5 protein-coding genes are annotated in these 3,612 nt (G+C 68.3%); 3 read left to right on the forward strand and 2 right to left on the reverse strand.

From position 1 onward, the window contains the following. Positions 1-402, forward strand: a 402-nt coding sequence (locus tag Q0R23_RS14660) for a hypothetical protein (RefSeq protein ID WP_293914138.1), incomplete at its 5' end; no start/stop codon positions are given. Positions 403-452: 50 nt separating this feature from the next. Here the strand turns inward: Q0R23_RS14660 and Q0R23_RS14665 are convergent. Next, positions 453-1,622 (reverse strand): glycosyltransferase, encoded by a 1,170-nt coding sequence (locus Q0R23_RS14665; protein WP_293914140.1) that lies wholly within the window; start codon positions 1,620-1,622, stop codon positions 453-455. Between the two features lie 124 nt (positions 1,623-1,746). Here Q0R23_RS14665 and hisA point away from each other — a divergent pair, with 124 nt between their 5' ends. Further along, positions 1,747-2,496: a 1-(5-phosphoribosyl)-5-[(5-phosphoribosylamino)methylideneamino]imidazole-4-carboxamide isomerase gene (gene hisA, locus Q0R23_RS14670; protein ID WP_293914142.1), complete on the forward strand. Its 750-nt coding sequence runs from the start codon at positions 1,747-1,749 to the stop codon at positions 2,494-2,496. 75 nt (positions 2,497-2,571) lie between these two features. Then, on the forward strand, positions 2,572-3,135 hold the full coding sequence (locus Q0R23_RS14675; RefSeq protein WP_293914143.1) for a DinB family protein: 564 nt from the start codon (positions 2,572-2,574) through the stop codon (positions 3,133-3,135). 125 nt (positions 3,136-3,260) lie between these two features. Here Q0R23_RS14675 and Q0R23_RS14680 read toward each other — a convergent pair. Further along, positions 3,261-3,612, reverse strand: a 352-nt coding sequence (locus tag Q0R23_RS14680) for a type ISP restriction/modification enzyme (protein WP_293914144.1), incomplete at its 5' end; no start/stop codon positions are given.

The following is a 3,612-nucleotide window of genomic DNA, read 5'->3' on the forward strand; positions in this document are numbered from 1 at the left end:
CTGGGGCGCAACGTCACCAAGAACACCGCCTTCATCGCCGGAACCGGCAGCGTGGGTGTGCTGCCCAAGGACGTGGTGGAGTACTGCCTGGTCTACAGCAACACCGGCGGCGCGGCGCCCAATTTCAAGATCACCGACAACGTTCCGGCGGGTGTGGACGCGCAGGTCGGGGCTTACGCGGCGGGCAACGGTATTCGCTGGGCTGACGGCGTGACGGTTGCGGTGGGCGCTACCGCCACACCGGCAGGTGTGAACCTGACCAGCGCTGCCGATGCCGACCAGGGCACCCTGAGCACCACATTAGGCACCAACGCCAAGGGTGTCATGACCTTCGACCTCGGCGCGGCGGGGTTGAGCGCGGGCGGCAAAGGCACGGTCTGCTTCCAGACCAAGGTGCCCTGAGCCCCTGTGCTCTGAGCCCTGAGCCCCTGGGATTTTGCAACGCGGCGGCCTTATCCGGATCGGGTGGGGCCGCTTTTTTGTTCCCCTCGCCACTCCAGCAACTCCTCGTACATCCGGGCCATCGCCCTGGCCCGCACCCGCAGGTCGTACTGCTGGGCGCTGTCGCGGGCGGCCTGGGCGCGGCGCGGCAACTGGCCGCTGTCCAGGGCACGCAGCAGCCCGGCGGCCAGCTCGGCTTCGCTGGCCGCGCAGATAATGCCGTTGTCGCCCACGATCAGGTCCTGGGCGGCGGGGCTGCGGGCGGCGACTAACGGCGTGCCCGACGCCAGCGCCTCGATCATCGACATCGGCAGCACTTCGGAGGTGCTGGCGGTCATGAACACGTCGGCGGCGGCCAGGAGCTGCGGCACCTCGGCGTAGGGCAGGGCGCCGGTAAACACCACGCCGCCCGGCGCGTGGGCTTCGAGCGCCAGGCGAACCGGGCCGTCGCCGACCATCAGCAGCCGCAGTTCGGGCCGGGAACGGCGCGCCAGATCAAAGGAGCGCAGCAACGTCCCCAGGTTCTTCTCGGCGGCCAGGCGACCCAGCGAGATCACCAGCGGGGCGCCCTGGGCAATCTGGTAGCGCTCACGGACGGCTGAGCGGACCTGTGGGGTGTCCGCCGCCTGAAAGGCCGCCAGGTTGACCGGGTTGGGCATCCGGCTGAGCGGCCCGCCGTAGCCGTAGCCGCGCAGCGTCTCTTCCATGGCCCGGCCCGGTACCAGCACCTGATCGACGCTGCGGGCAAAGGTGGCCACATGTGAGCGGGTCAGACTCCGGCTCATGCGGCGCGGCATCACGCGGGCGTAGTGCAGGTACTGCTCGTACTGGGTGTGCGCCGTGAACACCACCGGGGCCTGAAAGCGGCGCCCCCACAGCCGCGCCAGGGCACCTGCCAGAAAGGGGTGCATGGTGTGAAACACGTCGGTGCCGCGCAGGGGCAAAGCCGCCACCACCGGGGGGTTAGGCCATAGCAGCACCGGGTAATCGGCGGGGGCGCCCATCATGGTGCTGGGCAGGCGGTGAACGCCCTCCTCGGCGGGTGGGCGGGCCGGATGATTGGGCGCGTAGATGTCGACCTCGTGGCCCAGCTCGCGCAGGCCCTGGGCAAACAGCGCGGTGCTGGTCGCCACGCCGTTGCGCGAGGGCAGATAAGTGGTGGTGACAAAGCCGATACGCACGTCGCTGTTGAGTGTAGCGTGATCCGTTCGGCGCACAGGCCCGCTGAAGTGAGGGCCAGGCCGGAAGTGGGTTCCGGAGCCGCCGCCCTCCCACCCCGCCGCCGGGTGCTCTACACTCCAGCTCATGACCGCCGCCCAGCCCACCGCCCAGCTTACCGCCCAGACCACTGCCCCACCTCTCATTCTTCCCTGCGTGGACATTCAGCGGGGCCGCGCCGTGCGGCTCTACGAGGGCGACCCTGAGCGCGAGACGGTCTACTTCGAGTCGCCGAAAGCCGCCGCCCGGCACTGGGCTGATCTGGGCGCCAGGCTGCTGCACCTGGTCGACCTCGACGCCGCCACCGGGCGCGGTGAGAACGCGGCCATCATCGCCGAGATCGCCGCGCATCTGGATATACCCGTGGAAGTCGGCGGCGGTATTCGTGACCGGGCGCGGGCCGAGGCGCTGCTGGAGCTGGGGGTCAGCCGGGTGGTGCTGGGCACGGCGGCTGTTCAGAACCCTGAGCTGGTCAGCGCACTGCTCGCCGCCCACGGCAGTGATCGGGTGGTGGTCAGCCTGGACGCACGCGGTCTGGAAGTCGTCACCCACGGCTGGGCGCAGGGCAGCGGCGTAGCGGTGGCCCAGCTCACCGCCCGGTTCACCGACCTCGGCCTGGAAACCCTGATCTTCACCGATGTCAGCCGCGACGGCACCCTGCGCGGCCTCGACGCCGAGCTGATGGCCCAGGTGCGCGGGCTCTGGACCAGAAGTCTGATCGTCGGCGGCGGCGTGCGCGACCTGGCCGACGTGGCGCTGCTGAGCGAGCTGCGCATCGAGGGCGCCATCGTGGGCCGGGCCATCTACGAGGGCACGTTGCCCTATCCGCTGCCATAATTCCACTGCCATAATTCTATCGCCATAATTCCGCTGCCCTGATCGGCTGCCGATACCGCGCCTGTACACTGAGCCATGACTCCTTCACCGTCTCCCGCGCCGTTGTCGTCCGCCCGCCTCTGGAAACCGCTGCTGGCGCTGGGCGTGCTGGGCGGCGCGGTCTGGCTCGTTCGTGCCCGCCAGAATGAACTGAAAGCCCTGGTGGTGGGCGGCGTGCTGGAGACCCCCCGGCGCAGTTACGCCGAGCTGCGCCGTGATCTGGACCGGGCCGGGACGCGCCTGAGTGAACGCCTGGCCCGCGCCGCCGACAGTGAGGCCAACCGGGAGCTGGCCCGCCACATCATCGGCATCGAGCGCTGGGGGCATTCGCGCCTGCGGGTGCTGAGCGGCGAGCGCGAGTTCGTGGACGATACGTACCGGCCCTACCGCCCGGCAGACGAGCTGGGCCTGAGCGAATTGCGCGACCTGTTTTCGCTGACCCGTGCCCAGACCAGTGAACTGGCCCGCAGTTTCGAGGTGACCCCGCCGGTGAGGGAGCAAGTGCTCCACAACATGATCGGGCCTATCAGCGCCCGCGCCTGGCTGCGCTACCTGAGTGGACACGCCGACTGGGAAAGCCGGAAACTCAAGTCGGCGTGAGAGGCTGGGCGTGGCTGATGTTTCCAAGACCGTGAGGAGTGCGTTCTCAGTGCGCACACCTTGCCCGTCGTCTGGCCAGCACTGATCGTCGTCGCTCAGGGAATAAAGCGCATCATCAAAAGCGTTTACAGCGTCTCGGCAGGCATTTCGCCCAGAATCCGCATGGTTTCTACGCTTACCGTCGTCACGCGGGCCAGCAGCTCTATTACGCGCTCTTTGTGATCGGCAAAGCGGTAGGTGTTGAAGTGTTCGCGGATGGTCGCGTCTTTGGGCGTGGTTTCCTTGTGGCGTTCCAGTACCCACTCCAGGGCACTACGGTTCCCCAGGCGGTACTGCCAGGCCGCCTCCGGTACACCGTGTAGCGTGGTCAGGCCATCGAGCGTCATGCTGCCCGCCACCTTGTCGGCCTTGAGCCTGGCTTTCTGAGCCATAGCCAGGGCTTCGGGCGTCTCGTTCTTGGGTTTGCTGTCTGTCCGG

Origin of the sequence: Deinococcus sp. (assembly GCF_025362455.1) — a bacterium.
GTDB lineage: Bacteria > Deinococcota > Deinococci > Deinococcales > Deinococcaceae > Deinococcus.